The sequence below is a fragment of the Streptomyces sp. NPDC020192 genome, from assembly GCF_044388685.1.
GTDB lineage: Bacteria > Actinomycetota > Actinomycetes > Streptomycetales > Streptomycetaceae > Streptomyces.
Genome location: NZ_JBIRXG010000009.1, coordinates 57,044 through 77,814, shown reverse-complemented (window position 1 = coordinate 77,814; position 20,771 = coordinate 57,044). Strand labels below are relative to the sequence as shown.

Annotated in this window: 11 protein-coding genes; all 11 read right to left on the bottom strand. The window is 75.0% G+C overall.

Going from position 1 to position 20,771, the window contains the following annotated elements; translation table 11 throughout:
* Nucleotides 1-62: 62 nt before the first annotated feature.
* The 11 genes from ACH47Z_RS18970 to ACH47Z_RS18920 are packed head-to-tail and all read right to left on the bottom strand — an operon-like array spanning nucleotide 63 to nucleotide 20,519.
* Nucleotides 63-1,613, bottom strand: coding sequence for an amino acid adenylation domain-containing protein (locus ACH47Z_RS18970; RefSeq protein ID WP_399074954.1), 1,551 nt, complete (start codon nucleotides 1,611-1,613; stop codon nucleotides 63-65).
* Nucleotides 1,606-3,237, bottom strand: a complete 1,632-nt coding sequence (locus ACH47Z_RS18965) for an ABC transporter substrate-binding protein (RefSeq protein ID WP_399074952.1) — start codon at nucleotides 3,235-3,237, stop codon at nucleotides 1,606-1,608. The genes ACH47Z_RS18970 and ACH47Z_RS18965 overlap by 8 nt, the downstream gene beginning before the upstream one ends.
* Nucleotides 3,234-3,632, bottom strand: a complete 399-nt coding sequence (locus tag ACH47Z_RS18960) for a hypothetical protein (RefSeq protein ID WP_399074950.1) — start codon at nucleotides 3,630-3,632, stop codon at nucleotides 3,234-3,236. Before ACH47Z_RS18960 ends, ACH47Z_RS18965 begins: the two co-directional genes overlap by 4 nt.
* Nucleotides 3,629-4,693 carry a MupA/Atu3671 family FMN-dependent luciferase-like monooxygenase gene (locus tag ACH47Z_RS18955; protein ID WP_399074948.1) on the bottom strand — a complete coding sequence of 355 codons (1,065 nt, stop codon included), beginning with the start codon at nucleotides 4,691-4,693 and terminating at the stop codon, nucleotides 3,629-3,631. Before ACH47Z_RS18955 ends, ACH47Z_RS18960 begins: the two co-directional genes overlap by 4 nt.
* 30 nt (nucleotides 4,694-4,723) lie before the next feature.
* Nucleotides 4,724-4,918 (bottom strand): MbtH family protein, encoded by a 195-nt coding sequence (locus tag ACH47Z_RS18950; RefSeq protein ID WP_399074946.1) that lies wholly within the window; start codon nucleotides 4,916-4,918, stop codon nucleotides 4,724-4,726.
* Nucleotides 4,918-6,240: an MFS transporter gene (locus ACH47Z_RS18945; RefSeq protein WP_399074945.1), complete on the bottom strand. Its 1,323-nt coding sequence runs from the start codon at nucleotides 6,238-6,240 to the stop codon at nucleotides 4,918-4,920. Before ACH47Z_RS18945 ends, ACH47Z_RS18950 begins: the two co-directional genes overlap by 1 nt.
* Nucleotides 6,241-6,274: 34 nt before the next feature.
* A complete protein-coding gene (locus ACH47Z_RS18940; protein WP_399074943.1) occupies nucleotides 6,275-10,222 on the bottom strand; it encodes an amino acid adenylation domain-containing protein in 3,948 nt (1,315 codons plus the stop codon).
* Between the two features lie 40 nt (nucleotides 10,223-10,262).
* Nucleotides 10,263-16,685, bottom strand: a complete 6,423-nt coding sequence (locus tag ACH47Z_RS18935) for an amino acid adenylation domain-containing protein (RefSeq protein WP_399074941.1) — start codon at nucleotides 16,683-16,685, stop codon at nucleotides 10,263-10,265.
* Nucleotides 16,682-20,044: an AMP-binding protein gene (locus ACH47Z_RS18930; protein ID WP_399074939.1), complete on the bottom strand. Its 3,363-nt coding sequence runs from the start codon at nucleotides 20,042-20,044 to the stop codon at nucleotides 16,682-16,684. The genes ACH47Z_RS18935 and ACH47Z_RS18930 overlap by 4 nt, the downstream gene beginning before the upstream one ends.
* The gene (locus ACH47Z_RS18925) at nucleotides 20,041-20,289 is read right to left on the bottom strand and encodes an acyl carrier protein (RefSeq protein WP_399074937.1); all 249 of its coding nucleotides are present in this window, start codon (nucleotides 20,287-20,289) and stop codon (nucleotides 20,041-20,043) included. The genes ACH47Z_RS18930 and ACH47Z_RS18925 overlap by 4 nt, the downstream gene beginning before the upstream one ends.
* A gap of 56 nt (nucleotides 20,290-20,345) precedes the next feature.
* Complete coding sequence (locus ACH47Z_RS18920; protein WP_399074935.1) at nucleotides 20,346-20,519, bottom strand: hypothetical protein; 174 nt, start codon at nucleotides 20,517-20,519, stop codon at nucleotides 20,346-20,348.
* Between the last annotated feature and the right edge of the window lie 252 nt (nucleotides 20,520-20,771).

Here is a 20,771-nt window from a genome sequence, read left to right as displayed (position 1 = left end):
TTCATTGGATGCCGCCATCCTCCCCCATGCGGGGAGGGGGGAAGCAAGCCCCGACCCGCCTGTCATCCCTGGGCGGACAGAAGGGCGCCGACCGCCCTGCGGTCGATCTTGCGGTTGGCGTTGAGCGGGAAGGCGTCCAAGTGGGTGAAGGACCTCGGGAGCATGTACGCGGGCAGCCGCTCCGCCAGCTGGCTGCGCAGGGTCAGGGGGTCCTGGGCGTCCCCGGTGTAGGCGGCTTCCAGGGCGGGCTCGGCGCCCTCGGCCGTGCGGACGCTCACCACCGCCTCGGCGATCCCGTCGACCGACCGCAGGGCGGCCTCGACGTCCCCCAGTTCGATGCGGTGGCCGCGGATCTTCACCTGCTGGTCGAGGCGCCCCAGGTGCAGCAGTGAGCCGTCGGCGCCCCGCCGGACCCGGTCGCCGGTGCGGTAGTACAGCTCCGGGCCGGGCGCCCCGGGCTCCTCGTGCACCGTGGCACGCAGCCCGTCGAAGCGGAGGAACCGGCCGGTGTTCTCGGCGGGGTCGAGATAGCCGGGGAAGCGCTGCGGGCCGCGCAGGGCAAGCTCGCCCTCGTCCGCCGGGTGGCCCTCGTCGTCCAGGACGAGGGCGTCGAGGTGCGGGTAGGGCGTGCCGATGGGCACGGTGCCGTTGGCGGTGGCGGGCCAGTCGGCGGGGTCGGCGGGCAGCCGGTGCTGGGTGCAGGAGACGGTGACCTCGGTGGGGCCGTAGAGGTTCTCCAGCACGCTGCCGGGTGCCGCCGCCTGCCAGGCCGCGGCCTGGTCCAGGGTGAGCGGTTCGCCGCCGAACAGGGTCCAGCGCAGCCCGGGCATGCTGCCGGGGGCGAGGTCGCGCAGCCGCCGGGCGTAGCCGATCAGCGACGGGACGGAGAACCAGTGGGTGATCCGGTGCTCGCGGATGAACCGGGCCGGGCGGACCAGCTCGCCGCGGTCCGGCACCACCAGCGCGGCTCCCGCGCTCCACGCGGTGAACATGTCCCACGCGGTCGGGTCGAAGGTGAGGTCGAAGGTCTGCGAGACACGGTCCTCGGGGCCGATGCCGTAGCGGTCGACCGCGTAGTCCAGTACGGCCGCCGTGTTGCGCTGTGTCACCGGGACACCCTTGGGGGTGCCGGTGGAGCCCGAGGTGAACACGATGTAGGCGAGCGCGCCGGGGCGGGCCTCGTACGGCGGCAGGGCGGCGAAGGCCTCCGTGGCGCCGGGCTCGGTGAACGGCAGGACGGGGCACGGGAATCCGGTCGCGTCGGCCAGGTCCGTGCTCTCCGGTTCGGCGAGCACCGCGTCCAGCCCCGCCGCCTCGGCGATCGCGGTGAGCCGGGCCGGGGCGACCTGCGGACCCAGCGGTACGGCGGCCGCGCCCAACCGCTGGGCGGCCAGGTAGGAGGCGTACGCGGCGACGCTCCGGTTGGCCAGGACGCCGAGGCGCTCCGGGCGGCGGCCGCCGAGGGCGCCGAGCACCCGGGCGGCGGTGTGCTCGGCGAGGCGGCGCAGCTCCGCGTATGCGAGGGCCCGGCCGCCCGTCTCCAGCGCGGTCCGCCCGGGATGCGCCTCGGCCGACGCGGCGAACCGCTCGTACAGCGTGCGCACGTCAGCCATGGGCGGCGCCCTCCGTGTCGGCGGTGACGTACGCGTCGTAGTACACCGGTGTGCCGAGGAACGACGACGTGAACACGCCGCCCACGCGTGAGCCGCGCACCGCCAGGTGGACGTAGGAGAAGACCGGCACCAGCGGGACGTGACGGGTCGTCAGTATCTCGTCCAGCGCGGCCCATTCGGGGGCCGCGAGGTCGGCGGGCAGGGCGGAGACGCGGGCGATCTCGGCGTTGACCTCGGGGTCGTCGAGGTAGGTGTAGTCGGCGTTCCCGGTGGCGCGCAGGGTGCGGCCGTCGAACCCGGTGAGCAGGGTCGAGGCGCCGGGCCAGTCGGCGGCCTGGCACATCAGGTAGAGGTCGTGGTCATGGCCGCGGGTGAGGACGGCCGCGTTGTGCCGGGGCCGTTCGATCTCCACCAGCTCGACGGCGAAGCCGGCCGCCTCGAGGGAGCGTTGGACCTCGCGGGCGCCGGCGGTGAAGTACGCGCCGTCGCGGCTGAGCAGCCGCAGCGGGCGGGCGTACGCGCTGTCCGGCAGACCGCGCGGGCCGCCCGCGTGCGGGTCCGGGTAGGGACGGTGACCGAGGGTCGCGGGCGAGAGGATGGTGTGGGTGATCTCGCCCTGCGTGGCACCCCCCATCGCACCGAGCACCGCCTCCTTGTCCAGGGCGCGGGCGATCTCCCGGCGGGCCTCCACGTCCGTCACCCGGGCCGTGTTGATCGCCAGGTACCAGACGAGCGGGGTGCGGTCGCGGCGCAGCCGGGGGCCGAGGGACGGGTCGGCCAGCAGCTCCGTGGCGACCTCCTCGGGGGCGGTGTTCTCGGCGACGGCGAAGGCGTCCTGACCCTCGTCGGCGAGGGCGCGCCGGTTCTGGGCGGCGGCGTCGACGTCCAGTTCGATCTCGACACGGTCCGGGTGGTCGTGCCGTACGGCGTCGGTGGCCGGGTCCCAGTGCGGGTTGCGCTCCAGGACCAGGCGCTGTCCGGCGATGTGCTCGGCGATGCGGTACGGGCCGGAGGCGAGCGGCGCCTTGCCGTAGCTCTCGCCGGTGTCGGCGTCCCGCGGCACCGGCACGGTCGTCACCAGGGCCGCGGCGAACGGCAGGTCGGGGCGCGGCTCGGGGAAGCGGAACACCAGGGTGCGCGCGTCCCGCACCTCCAGGCCGGGCACCTCGTCGGTGCCGTCGGTGAAGGGGCCCGCGTAGGGGCCGTTGGCCCCCAGCCAGTCCTGCAGGTGGTGGGGGCCGCCGGCCAGGCTCTCCTCGAAGGAGCGGGCGATGCCGTGGGCCACGTCCGCCGCGGTGATCTCGCGGCCGTCCTCGTAGCGCAGGCCGGGTTTGAGGGTGAACTCCCAGGTACGGCCGTCGCCGTCGACGTCCCGGCCGGGGTGCTCGGCGAGGTCGCCGACCAGCCGCCAGCCGCCCTCGCCGTCCTCGGCGAACATCGTCAGGGTGCGGAAGAGGAGGTGGCCGAGCGCGGTCGCCTGAAGGGTCTGGACGCGCTGCGGGTCCAGGTGGTCGTAGTCGGCGTCGCGCAGGATGCGCAGCGTGCCGCCGCGCACCGCGCCCGGCACCGGCCGGGCCGGTCCCCGCGAGTCCCGCGGGTCCCGGGCGATGGATGCCTTGCTCATGGTCGTACTCCGAGGGGTCCGGAAGGTCTGAGGGAGGGGTCGGGGGTGCTGAAGGAACCGTCGGCCGGCACCGGACAGCCGGCGACCGCGGCCACCGCCCAGGTCTCACCGACGACCGCGGCCGAGCCGACGAGCAGCGCCGGATCGGCGGGCCGCGCAGGATCGGCGGAGCGCGCCGGGCCGACGGACCCGCGGGCGGCGGCCGTCTGACGGTCGCTGAGCTCGGGCGGTGCGACCCGGCCCGGGCGCAGCGCATGGGTGTGGGCCCGGGCGCCGAGGCCGACCGTGACCGGGGTGGGCGAGGGGGTCGTGAAGGGCCCGCCGTCATGTCGTACGGCTCGCCGTCCGCGAGCGTGGTCGGCACGCTGGGGAACCGGCCCCGCCGTGCGCGTCACGTGGTCGCCTCGCGCAGGGCGTCGAGGTGGTCCAGGCCGGTCAGCACCTCGTCCTTGCCGACCCCGAAATCGATCAGGCAGGCCAGTTCGTCGACGCCCGCGGCGCGCGCCCGCTCCACGACCGCCGACGCCTGCTCCACCGTCCCGAACAGGCCGCTGGTGTTGTAGTACGTGTCGAAGGAGCGCCGTACCAGGAAGTCGATGTCGGACTCGCGCAGCTTGTCGGGGTCGAAGCCGGACAGGATGCTGCCCGCCGAGCGGGCGATGAGCCCGAAGCTGCTCTTCAGGTACGCGGTGAACGGCTCGCGGACCGTCTCCCGCACCTTCTCCGGGTCATCCCCGAGGTAGGTGTGGAGCATCAGGGCCACATGGCCGGGCCGGCCGTCGTGGCCGGGGCGCTGCGCGAGCGCCTCGCGGTACAGGGCGATCTTCTCGGTGAGCTGGTCGATGTCCTGGCCGAGGAGGTGGGTGAGCACCCCGGCGCCCGCCGCGCCCGCCGCGCGGAACGTCTCCGCGCCGCCCGCGCTGGTCACCCAGATCGGCAGCTCGCGCTGGACGGGCGGCGGGAAGACGCGCACCTCGGCCGGGTTGCCGGCGCCGTCCGTGACGGCCAGCGGCTCGCCCCGCCACAGGGCGCGCACCTGCCCCACGGCCTCGATGACGGCGGTCTTGCGGCCCGCGTAGCCCTCGGGACGCAGCGCGAAGTCGACCGCGTTCCAGCCGGAGGCCAGGGACAGACCGGCCCGGCCGCCGGAGAGGTTGTCGACGACCGACCACTCCTCGGCGATGCGCAGCGGGTGGTGCAGCGGAGCGACCACACTGCCCGCGCGGACGGCGACCCGCTCGGTGACGGCGGCGACGGCGGCGCCGGTCACGGACGGGTTCGGGTAGAGCCCCCCGAAGGGGTGGAAGTGGCGCTCTGGGGTCCACACGGCCGAAAAGCCGTGCGTGTCGGCGTACTTGGCGCCTTCGAGCAGCAGGTCGTAGCGGCCGCCGCCGCTGTCACCGGCGTCGCTGTCACCGACGCTGCCGTCGGCGAAGTAGAAGAGACTGAAGTCCATCGCGGGGCCTCTCGGGCGGGTCGGTGCCGGTCAGCGCAGGCTGAGCGGGCGCAGGTCGGTCCAGACGGTCTCGATGTGCGCGAGGGCCTCGGCGCGCGTGCCCTCGAAGCCTTCGGCGCGCCAGCCGTCGGGCACGGGCAGCAGCGCGGGCCACACCGAGTACTGCTCCTCGTGGTTGACGACCACCAGGTGGCGGGGCTCGGGGGTGTCGTACGACTCGGGCATCAGACTTCTTCTTCCTTGGTCAGGGGGATCTGGGCGGGCAGGTCGAACCTGATCCGGGCCAGCGAGGACAGGGCGAGCGGGACCAGCGCCGAGGACAGGCCGATCGCGGCGACCAGGACCGTGGCGCGCAGCCCGACGGCGCCGCCCAGCAGGCCGCCGGCGAGGGCGCCGACCGGGGCGATGCCCATGGCGACGAAGCGGTTGGTGGCGGCGACCCGGCCCTGCAGCGAGTCGGGGGTGAGGGTCTGCCGGATGCTGAGCACGGTGACGTTGTTGGCGACGCCGAAGGACGCGAACAGGAAGTTGATCAGCATCAGGGTGCCCACGGCCAGGAACCCGGAGCCGTGCACGGTGGAGATGCCGAGCATGACGAGGTTGGCGATCGCGGCGGTGGTGAGCATGGTGCGGCCGTAGCCGAACCGCTGCGGCAGCCGGCCCGCGAAGGCCGCGCCGACCAGGAAGCCGGGGCCGAGCGCGGCCATCACCAGGCCGATCTCGCCCGCGCTCAGACCCAGGGTGCGCGGCATGAACTGGACGAAGGCGACCTCCAGCGCGGTGAACGACAGATTGAAGATGGACGCCATGACCGTCATGGCGCGCAGCGGCTCGTTGCCGAACACGAACTTCAGACCCGCCCACACCTCGCGCAGCGTCCCGGCGGGGGTGACCCGCTCGGCCTGCTCCGCCCTGTCCTCCTGGTGCCGGATGGTGGCGACGGTCAGCGCGGAGACCAGGTAGGACAGCGCGCCGGCCAGCACCGCGACGGGCGCGGTCAGCCACTGCACGAGCACACCGCCGAGCGCCGGGCCGCCGATGGTGGCGGCGGACTGGCTGGCGCCGAGCGCCGAGTTGCCCCGGGTGAGCTGCTCGCGCTCCACCAGCCGGGGCAGATAGGCCTGCCCGGCCACGTCGAACAGCACGCTGCCGCAGCCGGCCAGGAAACCGAGGACGTACAGCCAGCTGATGCCGAGCCGGTCCGTCCAGTACAGGACGGGCACGACGGACAGCACGAGGGCGCGGCCGAGGTCGGTGACGATGAGGATGTTCCTGCGCCGGGCCCGGTCCACGAGCACGCCCGCGAACAACGAGACCAGCAGATACGGCAGTTTGACCACCGAGGTGAGCAGACCGACCTGCGCCGAGGTGGCGGCCAGGGCCAGCACCGCGACCAGGGGCAGGGCGAGTTCGCTGACCTGGGCGGCGAACAGGGAGGCGGTCTGCCCGGTCCACAGCCGGACGAAGTCGGTGTTGCGCCAGACGCTGGGGGTGGGCGGGGCCGCCGCCTCCGCCGCGGTCGCGGCGCCGGTCGTGGCGTCCGTCATGAAGTGCTCCTACGCGTGGGGGAGTTGATCGGGCTCAGGATGCGGCGGGGACGCCGTGCGGGCGGCCGGCGGCCGCGTCCTCGAGGCGGCGCGCGACCTCGGGGACGTTCGGCTGTTCGAGCATGCTGAAGTGGTCGCCGGGCGACTCGTCGATCAGCAGCGTGCCGCCGACCCGCGGCTGCCAGCCCATGTGCCAGCCGTCGAACAGCTCGGTCTCGGCCCGGATCAGCACCGCGTCCGCGCGCAGCGGCTCGCGCGGGGTGTCGCGGTAGGCGAGCAGGGCGCGGGCGTGCCGGGTGTACAGCTGGACCAGGCGGCGCAGGTCCTCCACCGAGCGGGCGTCGGCGCGTTCGTCGCTGGTGCCCTGGGTGAGCCGGACGACATGGGCGAGGCGGGCCTCGGGGTCGAGGGCCTCCAGTTCGGCCTCGGTGACGTCGAGCCGGCCGGCGAACGCGCCGAGGATGGCGGCGGACTCGCTGGTGGCGTAGCGCGGCGGGACCGGGTCGTCGATGCTGGCGCTGATGATCGTCAGCATGCCGACCTCCTCGCCGGCGGCCTCCAACTGGCGGGCCATCTCGTAGGAGACCATGCCGCCCATGCACCAGCCGCCGAGGAAGTACGGCCCCTCGGGCTGGATCGCGCGCACCTCGGACAGGTACAGGGCGGCGATCTCCTCGACGCTGTCCGGGCGGGGCACGTCGGGGCCGGCGTACTCCGGTGCCTGGAACGCGTACAGCGGGCGGTCGGGGTCGAGGACGCCGACGAGTTCGGAGTAGCAGAAGACGCTGCCGCCCAGCGGGTGAACCAGGAAGAACGGCGCCTTCGTGCCGGTCGAGCGCAGCGGCACCAGCGTGGACGCCGCCTGCTGCCGCTCGCCGGTGACGATCGCGGCGAGCCTCTCGATCGTGCCGCCCTCGAACAGCGCGGCCACCGGCACCTCGGCGTCGGTGATCTCCGGCAGCCGCATGATGACGCGCAGCGCGGAGATGGAGTTGCCGCCGAGGTCGAGGAAGGCGTCGGTGACCCCGACCCGCGCCACGCCGAGGACGTCCCGCCAGATCGCGGCGATCGCCTCCTCGGTGGGGGTGCGGGGCGCGACGAAGGCACCGGCGGTGGTCTCCTCGCGGCCGGGTGCGGGCAGCGCCAGCCGGTCCACCTTGCCGTTGGGGGTGAGCGGGAAGGCGTCGAGGACGACGAAGGCGCTGGGCACCATGTACTCGGGCAGCGCGGCGCCGGCCAGCTCGCGCAGCTCGGCCGCGGTGGGCGCGGCGGGGCCCTCGGGGGTGAGGTAGGCGGCCAGGCGGGCGTCGCCGGGCTGGTCCCGGCGGGCCATGACGACGACCCGGCCGACGGCGGGGTGCCGGGCCAGCACGTTCTCTATCTCGCCGAGTTCGATGCGGAAGCCGCGCACCTTGACCTGGTGGTCGGAGCGGCCCAGGAACTCCAGCCGTCCGTCGGGCAGCCACCGCGCCACGTCGCCGGTGCGGTACATCCGGGCGCCCTCGGCCACCGCGCCGGCGTACGGGTCGGGCACGAAGCGGTCGGCGGTCAGGTCGCCGCGCCGGGAGTAGCCCCGGGCCAGTCCGTCGCCGGCGAGGTAGAGGTCGCCGGGCACGCCCTCGGGGACCGGGGCGTACGACTCGTCGAGGACGTAGACGCGGGTGTTGGCGATCGGACGGCCGAGGGTGACGGGCTCGCCGGGGCGCACCCGGTCCAGGCAGGACCAGATGGTGGTCTCGGTGGGGCCGTAGGCGTTCCACACCACCGGGAAGCGGGCGGTCAGTTCCCGCGCGAGGTCCTCGGGCAGCGCCTCGCCGCCGGAGACCACGCGCAGCCGCTCGTCGCCCGTCAGGCCCGCCTCGATCAGCAGCCGCCAGCTGGACGGGGTGGCCTGCACGACGGTCGCGCCGGACTGTTCCACCGCCGCGCGCAGCCGGGGCCCGTCGACGGCGATGTCCGGGGCGACGATCAGCTCGGCGCCGGTCAGCAGCGGCAGGTACACCTCCAGGGCGGCGATGTCGAAGGAGAGGGAGGTGACGGCCAGCAGCCGGTCCTCCTCGGTGAGTTCGAGGTCGCGGCCGAAGGAGAACAGCAGGTTGAGCAGCGCGCGGTGGGGGATCTGCACGCCCTTGGGGCGGCCGGTGGAGCCCGAGGTGTAGATGACGTACGCCAGGTGCTCGGGCCCGGCCTGCGGCAGCGGGTCGGTCCCGGGCCGGCCGGCCGCGACCGACCGGTCCACCTCGAGGACGGCGGTGCCCTCGGGGACGGCGGGCACGGCGAGCCCGGGTCCGGTCAGCAGGACGGGGACACGGGCGTCGTCGAGCATGTACTCCAGGCGCTCGCGCGGGTATCCGGGGTCCAGAGGCACATAGGCGCCGCCCGCCTTCAGCACCGCGGCCAGGGCGACGATCAGCTCGGCCGAGCGGTGGAGGTGGACGCCGACCAGGGTGTCGGGGCCGACGCCGAGGGCGCGCAGCTCGTGGGCGAGCCGGTTGGCCCAGGCGTTGAACTCGCCGTAGGTCAGGGCGGTGTCGCCGAAGCGTACGGCGATCCGGTCGGGGTGCTTGGCGGCGCGCTCGGCGAGCAGCTCGGGCAGGGTGCGGTCGAGGTCCCAGCCGGCCGCGGTGTCGTTCCACTCGGTGAACTGCCGGTCGAGGTCGGCGCCGGGGAGCAGCGCGGTGGCGTGCACGGCCGCGTGCGGGTCGGTGACGAGGGCGTCGAGGGCGTCGGCGTAGTGGCCACCGACGCCGGCGATCCAGGCGTCGGTGAACTCGGCGGCGTCGTAGTTGACGCGCAGCCGGACCTGGCCGGTGACCGGGTCGGTGCCGAAGTTGGCGGTGAACGGGAAGTTGGTCTGCTCGAAGAACTCGCCGCCGGTGACGGCCAGGTGCTCCAGCTCCATGTCGTAGCCGCGGAAGCTGCGGTGGTCGACGACCGTCTCGAAGAAGCCCGGCCGACGCAGGTCCCGGAGCATCTGGGCCATCGGGTAGCGGCGGTGCGGCAGGGCGCCGCTCTCGGCCGCGTGGACCCGGCGGGCCAGCTCGAGCCAGGTGGAGCCGGTGACGTCCACGACGAGCGGGAGGGTGTTCAGGAACAGGCCGACGACCTGGTCGCCGTCGGCGGTCTCCGGCCGGCCGCCCGCGACCAGTCCGGTGACGACCCGGCTCCGGCCGGACAGCAGCGACAGCACGCGGGCGTGCGCGGCGAACATCACCGCCTTCACCGGCACCCGCGCCTCGGCGGCCACCGCGCGCAGCCTCTCCCCGAGGCCTTCGGGCAGCGGTACGTCGTGCACCCGGGCCTCGCGTACGGCACTGAGTCCGGCGTCCGCGCGCCGGGGCAGGCCGGTGAAGTCGGTGTCCTGCAGCAGGCCCGCCCAGTAGGCGCGGGACTCCTCGCTCGCCAGGGCCTCCTGCTCCAGCGCCAGGTAGTCGCGGAACCGGGTGACGGGGGCGGTCGCCGGGTCGGGGCGGCCGGCGAGCCGGGCGTCGTAGCCGGTGATCAGCTGGTTGGTCACCAGGGACAGGCTCCAGCCGTCCAGGATCGCGTGGTGGAAGCTGAGGCTGAGCCGGAAGTCGTCGTCGGCGAGGACGTGCACGTGCACGGTGAGCAGCGGGGCCCGGGTCAGCACGAACGGCGTCGCCTTCTCCCGCTCGGTCCACGCGGCCACCCGCCGCTCCTGCTCGGCCGCGTCCAGTCCGCGCAGGTCCTCGACGGTCAGCGGGGTCCGCACGGACGCGTGCACCAGCTGCACCGGTGTGCTGAAGCGGGTGAGGTCGAAGGAGCTGCGCAGGATGTCGGAGCGCTCGATCACCCCGGCGAGGGTGGCGCGCAGGGCCGCCTCGTCGAACCGGCCGGACAGCCGTACGGCGGAGATGTCGTGGTAGGTGGGGGTGTCGGCGTCGGCGTGGCTGTGGAACAGCATGCCGGACTGGAGCAGGGTCAGCGGATAGGCGTCGGTGATGTCGTCGTGGGACGGCACGGGGTTCCTTCCAGGTGCGTCTGGGGAGCTGGGGGCCGGGTCAGGAGGTGAGGCGGGCGAGGTCCTCCGGGGAGAGCAGGCCGAAGGCGGGGACCTCCCGGCGGGCGGGGCCGCTGTCGGCGCGGGTGGCCAGCCACCGGGCGAGGGCCTCAACGGTCCGGCTCGCGAACAGCTGCTGCAGCGGGATCTCGTGGCCGGCCTCGCGGGCCAGGCCCACGACCCGCACGGCGTGCATCGAGTCGCCGCCGATGTCGAAGAAGTCGTCGTGCGCCCCCACCCGGTCCACCCCGACGACCCGCCGCCACAGCCCGGCCAGCAGCTCCTCCTCGGGCGTGCGCGGGGCGACATGGGCGACCGCGGTGCCCGCGGACCGGTCGGGCGCGGGCAGCGCCGCGCGGTCGACCTTGCCGTTGGGGCTGAGCGGCAGCGCGTCGAGGACGACGAAGGCGCTGGGCACCATGTGCTCGGGCAGCCGCTCGCCGAGCGCCGCGCGCAGCTCGGGGACGGCCGGGACGGCGGCCGTCCGGTCCGCGGTCAGGTAGGCGACGATCCGCCGGTCCCCCGGCCGGTCCTCGCGCACCACCGCCACCGCCTGCCCGACGCCGTCCACGTCGAGCAGGGCCGCCTCGATCTCGCCGAGTTCGATCCGGAAGCCCCGGACCTTGACCTGGTGGTCGGAGCGGCCCAGGTACTCCAGCCGGCCCTCGGCACTCCAGCGGGCCACGTCACCGGTGCGGTACAGGCGGGCCCCGGGCGGCCCGAACGGGTCGGGCACGAACCGGTCGGCGGTCAGCGCGGGCCGCCCGCCGTAGCCGCGGGCCAGCTGGACCCCGCCCAGGTACAGCTCGCCGGGGACACCGACGGGGGCGGGCCGCAGACGGGCGTCGAGGACATACGCACGGGTGTTGGCAATGGGGGCGCCGATGGGGACCGTCGCGCCGGTCCAGTCGGGGCGGGAGGTCCAGCGGGTGACGTCGACGGACGCCTCGGTGGGGCCGTACAGGTTCTCCAGGGCCGCCTGCGGCAGCGCCCGGTGGAAGCGGCGGGCCAGGTCGGCGGGGAGGGCCTCGCCGCTGCACACCACCAGGCGCAGGCTGCCGCAGTCGGCGGCCCGTACGGCACCCAGGAACGTGTCCAGCATGGGCGGCACGAAGTGACAGACGGTGACCCGCTGCTCCCGCACCAGGCCGGCGAGGTACCCGGGGTCGCGGTGCCCGCCGGGAGCCGCCAGCACCAGCCGGGCGCCGGTCAGCAGGGGCCAGAACAGCTCCCACACCGACACGTCGAAGGAGATCGGCGTCTTCTGCAGCACGGTGTCGGCGCCGGTCAGCCCGTACGCGTCCTGCATCCAGCGCAGCCGGTTGACGATACCCCGGTGCGGCACCTGCACGCCCTTGGGGCGGCCGGTGGAGCCCGAGGTGTAGATGACGTACGCCAAGTGGTCCGGGCCGGCGAGCGGTTCGGGCGCGGAGTGCGGGAAGCCGTCCCCGGCGCGCTCGTCCACCTCGACGACGGTGACGCCCTCGGCGGCGAGCGCCGTGCCCCGGCCGGGGTGTGTGAGCAGCACCGGTACCCGGGCGTCGGCGAGCATGAACGCCAGCCGTTCGTGCGGGTATCCGGGGTCCAGCGGCAGATAGGCACCGCCCGCCTTCAGCACGGCCAGCAGGGCCGTCATCAGCTCCGGCGAGCGCTCCAGGTGGACGCCGACCACCGTGTCGGGGCCGACACCGAGACCGCGCAGGCGGTGCGCGAGCGCGCCGGCCCTGCGGTGCAGTTCGGCGTACGTCAGCTCCCGGCCCTCGAAACGGACGGCGACCGCGTCGGCGTGCCGGGCGGCCGCCTCGGCGAGCAGACCGGTCAGGGTGTCGTGCGCGGGCCAGTCGACGGCGGTGTCGTTCCAGCCGTCGAGGAGCTGTACACGCTCGGCGGCCGCGAGCGGGTCGATCAGGGGGACGACGGCGGAGGGATCGGCCACGACGGCGGTCAGCACGTTGGTGAAGTGCTCGGTGAACCGCTCGACGGTGGCCGCGTCGAACAGCTCCGTGTCGTAGTCCAGCCAGCCGACCAGCTCCCGCCCGGTGTCGATCATCCGCAGGTTCAGGTCGAACTGGCTGTTGGCGGCGGACACGTCCACGAACTCGGCTGTGACGCCCGGTACGTCGAGGGTGCCGAGCTCGACGTTCTGCAGGGCGAACAGCACCTGCATGAGCGGGCCGCGCGACAGATCCCGCTCCGGCGCCAGCTCGGTCACCAGACGGCCGAAGGGGACGCGCTGGTGGGTGAACGCCGCCAGGGCGCTGTCGCGGACGCGGCCGAGCAGCTCGCCGAAGCCCGGGTCGCCGTGCAGATCGACGCGGAGCGGCAGGGTGTTGAGGAAGCAGCCGGGCACGTCCTCGAACTCGGCGCGGGGCCGGTTGGCGACGGGCGTCCCGACCAGCAGCCGCTCCTGGCCGCTCCAGCGGGACAGCACGACGGCGTAGGCCGACAGCAGCGTCATGAACAGGGTCGCGCCCCGGGTACGCGACAGCTCGCGCAGGGCGGCGGAGGTGGCGGCGTCCACGGTCAGCCTGCGACGCGCTCCCCGGTGGGCACGCACGGCGGGCCGCGGCCGGTCGGTGGGCAGCTCCAGCACCCGGGGCGCGCCGTCGAGATGGTTCCGCCACCACTCGACCAGCCCGTCGAGCACGGGCCCGTCGAGCCCGGCCCGCTCCCAGCGTGCCACGTCGGCGAACTGAACTGCGGGGACGGGGAGTTCGTCCGCCCGGCCCGCGTACGCCGCCGACAGCTCACGCAGCAGAACCCCGAACGACCAGCCGTCGAAGACGATGTGATGCACCGTCAGCGCGAGAACATGCTCCTGGCCGTCGATCCGCAGCAGGGCCACGCGCAGCAGCGGGCCCCGCGCGAGGTCGAAGGACTCCCGCACGCTGTCCATCGCCGCGGCGACGGCGGCCCCCCGCGGGTCCGGCCGGTCCGACAGATCGGTCACGGCCACGGACACCCGCCCCTCGGGGAGCGCCCGCTGGCGCGGGGTGCCGTCGGCGCCGGTCTCGAAGACGGTCCGCAGCACGGCGTGCCGCGCCACGACCACGTCCACGGCCCGCTGCAGCGCGGCCGTGTCCAGCGGGCCGGACAGCCGCAGCACGACGGGCATGTTGTACGCCGCGTCCCCGGGCCGCAGCTGCTCCTCCAGCCACAGCCGCTCCTGCGTCCAGGACAGGGGGGCGGGCCGGGCCGGGTCGGTGTGCGGGAGGTCGTCCGTGGTGGGGCTGGTGTCCGGGGTCGGGGCGGTGTCCTCCAGCAGTCCGGCCAGCGCGGTGACCGTCGGACGGGCGAACAGGTCCTGGAGGGTGAGCCGTTGGGCTGCCGGGCCGGGGAACTCGCGCTGGATGCGGGCCAGCAGGCGGGTCAGGAGCAGGGAGTGGCCGCCGAGGGCGAAGAAGTCGTCGGTGGCGCCCACGCGTTCGCGGCGCAGCAGGGTCCGCCACTGCTCGGCCAGCCGTTCCTCGACCGGGCCGCGTGGGGCGACGTAGCCTCCGGTGGCTGCCTCGGCCCGGTGCTCCAGGGCGCGCAGGGCCGCCCGGTCGACCTTGCGGTTGGGGGTGAGCGGCAGGGCGTCCAGGACGACGTACCCGGCGGGCACCAGATGGTCCGGCAGCCGCCGGGCCAGCGCGGCGCGCACCTCGGCGAGCGGGGGTGCCTCGTCGCCGGTGGCCAGGAAGGCCACCAGCCGCAGGTCACCGTCGCCGTCCGGTACGGCCACGACGGCACTCTGCCGCACCCCGGGCAGCGCGTCGAGCGCGGCCTCCACCTCGGCGGGCTCCACCCGGAAGCCACGGACCTTGACCTGCTGGTCGGCGCGGCCGAGGTGGTCCACGAGACCGTCGGGACGCAGCCGGGCGAGGTCGCCGGTGCGGTAGACGCGGTCACGGAGGCGGCCGGAGAACGGGTCGGGCAGATAGCCGGTTCCCCAGTCGCCGTCCCCGTCGCCGTAGCGCGCGAGGTACGGGGTGCGTACGACGAGTTCGCCGATCTCGCCGACACCGGCCGGGCGGTCCCCCGCGAGGACCAGCAGCTGTACGCCCTCGATGCCCGGACCGAGCGGCACCGGCCCGGCCGGGATCGTGTCCGCGGGCGTCCCGGCCCGGTGGGCGAGGTGCACCGACACCGCCTGCGGCGTCTCGGTGGCGCCGTACAGGTTCAGCAGGTCGGCGCCGGGGGCGCGGCGGGCCCAGGCGCGCAGGGTGCGGCCGGTCAGGGTGTCGCCGCCGAAGCCCACCAGCCGCAGCGCGGGCCAGGCCGCCGCCCCGGCCCCCGTGGTGCGGTCCGCCTGGTCGGCGAGGGCCCGCGCGAGGGCCGGGGTGAGGTGGGCGACGGTCGGTGCGGCCTCGGCGAGCCAGGCGGCGAGGGCGGCGGTGTCCCGTACGTCGGCGTCGGGGAAGACGGCGGCGGCGCCCGCCCACAGCGGGGCGAGGACGTCCCGCAGGAACGGGTCGTGCCCGAGCCCGGACAGCGCGGCGAACCGGTCGCCGGGGCCGAGGGCGAAGGCGCGCGTGTACCGGTCGAGAAAGTGCGTGAGCGGCCGGTGGGTGCCGATGACCCGGCGGGGCCGGCCGGTGGTGCCGGAGGTGAAGGCGACGTAGGCGTCGTCGTCGGGGCCGGGCGCGGGCACCGGGGCACCGTCCGGCAGGCCGGCCAGTGCACGGTCCGGATCCGCGCCGGGCTCGATGCGCAGGACCGGGCCGGTGACGAAGGCCGGCAGCGGCACCCCGGGGGCGCAGCCGATCCAGGCGCGGGGCGCGAGGTTCTCGGCACGGGCCCGCAGGGCGTCCTCGGGGTGGTGCGCGTCCAGCACCGAGAAGACCGCGCCCGCCTTGACCGCGGCCAGGATGCCGAGGACGACGGCCGGATGGCGCCCGGCGTGCAGGGCGAGCACATCGCCGGGGCGGATGCCGCGCGTGTGCAGCAGCCGGGCCAGGCGGTCGGTGGTGCGCTCGACCTCGGCATACGTCCAGACGCGGTCGCCGGCGACGAGGGCGGGCGCGTCCGGGGTGGCCGCGGCATGCCGGGCGAGCCGGGCGGTGAGCGGCTCGGACGCGGCGGGCTCCAGCAGGGCGAAGGGGTCGGGCTGGAGGGCGGCGGAGCGGGCCGTGGCCAGGTCGAACCCGCTGACGGCGCGGGTGGGTTCGGCGGCGGCCTGGGCCAGCACCGCGCGCAGCTGGTGCAGCAGCTCCTCGACGCGCTCACCGTCGTACAGCCCGGCGTCGTGGACCGCCTCCAGCGCGTAGCCGCCGTCGGGGCGGGCGGCGGCGTACAGCGTGAGGTCGAACTTGTTGTCGATGTCCCCGAACGGCAGCTGCTCCACGGTGCAGCCGGGCAGCTCGGGGGTGACGGCGGGCGGCAGCATGTTGAAGAAGACCTGGACGAGCCGGCCCCGGGACAGATCGCGCTCCGGGGCGAGGTCGGCGACCAGCCGCCCGAACGGCACCCGCTGGCGGGCGAAGGCGGCCAGGGCGTCCTCGCGGAGGCGGCCGAGGAGATCGGCGAACGCCGGGGCACCGGCCGCGTCCACCTTCAGGGGCAGGGTGTTGAGGAAGCAGCCGACCAGGTCACGGTCGCCCGGGCCGCGTGTGGACGCCGGGGTGCCGACGACCAGCCGCTCCTGGCCGGTCTGCCGGGCGAGCACCACGCCGAACGCCGCGAGCAGGGTCATGAAGGGGGTCGCCTCGTGGGCGCGGGCCAGCTCGCGCACCGCCTGCCCGGCGGCCGCGTCCAGCTCCAGCCGGCGGCTCGCGCCGCGGTGGCCACGTACGGCGGGCCGCGGGCGGTCGGCGGGCAGCTCGAGCACCCGGGGCACCCCGTCCAGGTGCCGGCGCCACCAGGCCACCAGCTCGTCCGCGGCGGCCTCGCCGAGCTGCTCGCGCTCGGCGCGCACGGTCTCGGCGAACCCGCGGCGCGGCGGCTTCAGGGCGGTGCCGGGGTCGGTGTACAGCCGGGACAGCTCGTCGAAGAGGACGGCGAACGACCGGCCGTCCGCGATCAGGTGATGGGCGGACACCAGCAGCAGATGCGCGTCGTCGGCGTACCGCACGGCCAGGACGCGCAGCAGCGGCCCGTGGGCGAGATCGAACGGCTCCCGCGCGGCCCGTCGCACGGCGGAGTACGCCGCCTCCTCCGGGTCCGCGAGGCCGCGCGTGTCGTGCGTGCGGACGGTGACGGTCACCGCGTCCTCGTCCAGGACCCGCTGCCGCGGCTCCCCGTCGGCCGGGTCGAAGACGGTGCGCAGCGCGTCGTGCCGGGTCACGAGGGCGTCCACGGCGCGCTGGAGAGCGGGGACGTCGAGCGGTCCGCGCACCCGCAGGGTCACCGGCATGTGGTAGGCGGTGTCGCCCGGACGGAGCTGCTCCTCGAACCAGATCCGCTCCTGGGTCCAGGACAGCGGGACGGCGGCGTGGTCGGTCATGTGTGGTCCTCGGGTACGCGGGGGTTCGGGCGTGCGGAGGCGGGGGGTGTGGGGGGCCGCCGGGACCGGGTGAGGGCGGTCAGGTCGGCGAGGGCGGTCGTGAACAGGGCGGTGATCTCGGCGAGCGCGGCCGGGTCCAGCAGGCCCTCGGGGGCGGTGACGGAGCCGGTGACGGTCCGGCCCTCGTCCCAGAGTTCGCAGGCCAGTTCGGCCTGGGGGCCGAGGGCGGGCGCGGCCAGCGGGACGAACCGCACGCCGTCGGACTCGGCCGGGGCGGAGGGCCGTTGCAGCACCAGCAGGGTCTGGTAGAGCGGGGCGCGGCCGCCGGGCGGACGGGGGGCGAGCGCCGCGATCTCGTCGGTGCCGAGCGCGGTGTGCGCGAACACCTCCAGCAGCCGGTCGCGGACCAGCGGCAGCAGGGCGGTGGCGTCCAGCGCCGGGTCGGCGGCGATCCGTACGGGCAGGCCGTTGGCGAAGTAGCCGACGGTACGCTCGTGCGCGTCCGCGCGGTCCTCGACGATCGTGCCGACGGCGAGGTCGCTCTGCCCGGTGACCTTGGTCAGCGCCCGCCACCAGGCCGCGAGCAGCGGCACCAGCACCGGCTGACGCTCGCGGGCGGCGAACTCCCGCAGCCGGGCGGTGGTTTCGGTGCCGAGCGCGAACCGGTGCGTGACCAGGGGCCGCGTCCACAGCTCCCGCGGCCCGAGCCCTGCGCCGCCGGGCCACTCGGTCGCGGTGAGCCCGGCGAGCCGGCCGCGCCAGAACTCCCGTGCCTCGGCGGCGCCGGGACGCGGGAGTCCGGCGGGCGGTGCGGGGGCGGCGACCGGGGTACTGCCCGCGTAGGCGGCAGCGAGGTCCGCGACCAGGATCTCCTCGGACCGGGCGTCGTAGACGATGTGGTGCACGGCGAGGAGCAGCAACTGCCGTTCCGGACCGGCGGTGAGAACCGCGGCGGCCAGCAGCGGGCCGTGCTCCACGTCCGGTACGAGGGCCGCGAGCTCCCGGGTGACGGTGTGTTCGTCGTCCGTGCGGAACAGCAGCGGGGTCGGTGCCGGGGTGTCGGCCACGCTCCGGCGCGGCCGGCCCTTCTGCCGGGGGAACGTGGTGCGCAGCGCGGGGTGCGCGGCGACGACGGCCGTGAGGGCGCGGCGCAGCCGCTCCGTGTCCAGCACGCCGGTGACCGCGATCCGGCTGACCGCGACGTGCCCGGGCGCACCGGGCACGAGCCGGGAGGCGAGCCAGAACCTCCGCTCGCCGGGGGAGAGTTCGAAGGGCGCGTCCCGGCCGGCACTCATGACACCGGCTCCGGCGCCGCCCGCGCCCCGCCGCCCGGCGGCCAGCGCTTCCAACTCGCGCACGCACGGGTGTTCGTACACGTCCCGGGCGGACAACGGCACCCCGTACAACCGCGACAACCGGGCGGCGATCCGCAGCACGTGCAGGGAGGTGGCTCCGGCCGCCAACAGGTCCGCGTCCGGCTCCAGTCGGGGCGCGGAGAGTATGGCCTGGGCTTCCCGGAGAGCGGGGGTGGGGGCCGGGCCGGCGTCGGTGTCGGTGTCGGTGTCGGCAAGTTGCTGCCGGACCCAGCTCTCCACCGCCCGCAGGTCCGCCTTGCCGGTCGGGCCCAGCGGGACGGGGTGCAGGTGGAGGTAGTGGTCGGGGCGGAGGTGGGCCGGGAGGTGGTCGGTGGCGGCGCGGCGCAGTGCGGCCTCCGGCAGGGGTACGGCGTCCTCGCTCGCGTAGGCGCAGACCGTGCCGGTGACGGTGGCGTGCTCGTCGCGCAGCGGGACGAGGAAGGCGTGGCGGACGCCGGGAAGGCCGGCGACTCGGCGCTCCACCTCGCCGGGCTCCACCCGGTATCCGCGGATCTTGAACTGACGGTCGGCCCGGCCGACGAAGGACAGCCGGCCCTCGTCGTCCATGCGGACCCGGTCGCCGGTGGCGTACGCACGCAGCGTGCCGTGTCCCGGGAGGCCGATGGAGGCGAAGCGGCGCGCGTTCTCCTCGGGCCGTTCGAGATAGCCGAGGGCGAGTCCGTCGCCCGCGACCCACAGCTCGCCCTCGGTGCCGCGGGCCACGGGGCGCAGGGTGCCGGGATCGAGGACGGCCAGCACGGTGCCCCGGACCGGCCGGCCGACCGGGATGCCGTACGGCGCCGTGGTGTCGGCGGGCCGGACGTCGTGCGTGCTGACGAAGACCATCGACTCGACCGGGCCGTAGCCGTTGGTGACGCGCAGACCGGGGTGCCGTTCGAGGAGGGCCGCGATGTGCGACGGGGACAGCCGCTCGCCGCCGCACATCAGATGCCGCACGCCGGTGAACGCGTCGGGGTCCTCGTCGATGACCAGGTTGACGAGGGAGCTGGTGAGCCACAGCGTGTCGACACCGTGCCCGGCGACGAGGGCGCGCAGCCCGTCCGGGGTGAGCAACGGCTCGTCGGGGGTCACACACGTCCCCCCGTTCATCAGCGGACCGAAGACCTCCAGCGCGCCCGCGTCCCAGTACGGCGCGGCGAGCAACGGCATGACGGTGCCGGGCCCGAACGCGGCGTACCCGCCGTCGACGAAGGTCCGCACGAAGGCCCGGTGCGGCACGACCACACCCTTGGGGCGCCCGGTCGACCCGGAGGTGAAGAACACACAGGCGGGATCACCGGCACCGACCCCTGTCCGCTCGGCGTCGGCTCGTTCGGCGTCGGACCGCTCGCCGTCCAGCAACTCGGTGACCACCCTCTCGCCGGCCCTCCGTTCGGCGCGGTCACCACCGGGTGCCCCAGCCCGTACGGCGCCGGCGGTGGCGGTGGCGTCCGGCAGCCGAAGGATCCGCACCCCGGCCGGGAACCGCTCTGCCGGGAACGGCCCGGCAGGGAGCCGCCCCGCCGAGAGCCGCCCGGCAGGGGCGTTGGCCGACGCGCCGCCCGTCGCGCCACCGCCCGCCGCGTCGGCGCCCGTCGCGTCGGCGCCCGTCGCGTCCAACACCACGCGCGCACCAAGATCCTCGAGCACCCCGCGCAACCGGTCCGCAGGCCACGCCGGGTCCACGGCGGCGTAGGCGGCGCCCGCCAGGAGCACGCCGAGGGCGGCGACGGCGAAGTCCCCGCCCGCCGTGGCGGCCACCGGCACGAAGGCGCGGGGCGGGACGCCCGCGCCCACCAGCAGGTCCCGTACCGCGCGGGCCCGCCCGACCAGTTCGGCGTAGGTCAGCCGGGTACCGCCCGGTCCGCGCAGCGCGGTGGCCCGCGGGGACCGGGCGGCCTGTCGCAGCACCGCCTCGTGAGCGGTGGCGCCGGCCGGGACGGGCTGCCCCGGGCCGACGGCGACCGAGGGGACGGAGGGGACCGGGGAATGCGGGCCCGTCATGACGGACGCGGCGCCGCGCCCAGCGCCGCCGCCAATTCGGCGGGGGTCGACTGGAGTACGGCGGTGAAGTCGACCTCGATACCCCAGAGTTCCTCGATGCGTTCGACGACGAGCACCGCGTGGAAGGAGTCACCGCCCTGGGCGAGGAAACTCGAGTCGTCGGCGATCTCGGTGTCCAGGATGTCGGCGAGGAGGAGCCGGATGCTTTCCGTGCCGATTTCGGAAGTGACGTCGAGTCGGTTCATGTCGCTTTCTCCAGTGATCCGAAATGATCCACGAGCCGGGCCGGGCGATCGGATTCCTAGCTCCATCCGCTGTCGCCGAGCGGACTGACGACGGAGCCCGCCGCCGCGTCCTTTTCGGCCACCGCGGCTGCCGGTGCACCGTGCGACGGGTGCGCGGCGGCGATGCCGGCGCCTCCGGTGATCCCGGCCACAACCAGAAGGAGAAGGGCGGCGAAACTGGACTTACCCATACAGAACAACCCCCGCTTTGAGACTCTGAGTGATCGAAGAGCGATCGAACGACCGCACGAAAGGCCGTTTCACGATGTTGTAATCCCGTCTCCATGGCCGTCCAGGGACACCGGCGCGCATGATGGTGCAGACAGGAAACTGCAGGGGGGAAGAATTGGACAAAATCCTAGAACCCGGCCCTTCTCTGCTTCTTCAGCGACTGGCGCCGGACCACATCCGGCTTTATCACTGGGGAGCGACCCAGCCCTTTT